General features: G+C 55.8%; 1 protein-coding gene. It reads left to right on the forward strand.

All coding sequences use genetic code 11. The features are described 5' to 3' along the window. Positions 1 to 2 precede the first annotated feature (2 nt). On the forward strand, positions 3 to 591 hold a 589-nt coding region (locus EN914_RS37665; protein WP_206527356.1), incomplete at its 3' end, for an SLC13 family permease.

A 591-nucleotide genomic window follows, 5' to 3' on the forward strand; every position in this document is an offset into this window, starting at 1 on the left:
TGATGGCAGCGTTCGTGTGGGGTCGCTATCGATATGATCTGGTCGCGGCTGTGGCACTGTTGCTTGCTGTCGCGGTTGGCATTGTGCCTTTTGACGAAGCCTTCAGCGGGTTCAGCGACGATATCGTGATTATTGTCGGCAGTGCTCTGCTGGTGAGCGCAGGGATAGCACGCTCGGGTATCATGGAGGCAGCGATCAAGCGCTTTGCTCCGAAATTATCGGGAGTTCGGTCGCAACTGGCGCTGCTGGTGATCGTGGTCACGATCCTCTCTGCCTTTGTAAAGAATATCGGGGCGCTCGCTATCATGATTCCGATCGCCTTCCAGTTCGCGCGCCGGTCTAACATTTCACCCTCGATATTCCTGATGCCCATGGCATTCGGGTCACTGCTCGGCGGACTAATGACGCAGGTGGGAACATCACCCAACATCGTAGTGTCCCGAGTGCGAGAGGAGCTGATCGGAACCGCCTTCACAATGTTCGACTTCACACCTGTTGGAGCTGCCATAGCCGCTGCCGGAACGATCTTCCTGCTGTTTTTCTATTGGTTGTTGCCGGTGCGCGAAAAGCATGGCGGGTCACTGAATGAAG

This window comes from Mesorhizobium sp. M7A.F.Ca.CA.001.08.2.1 (assembly GCF_003998455.1).
Taxonomy (GTDB): Bacteria; Pseudomonadota; Alphaproteobacteria; order Rhizobiales; family Rhizobiaceae; genus Mesorhizobium; species Mesorhizobium ciceri.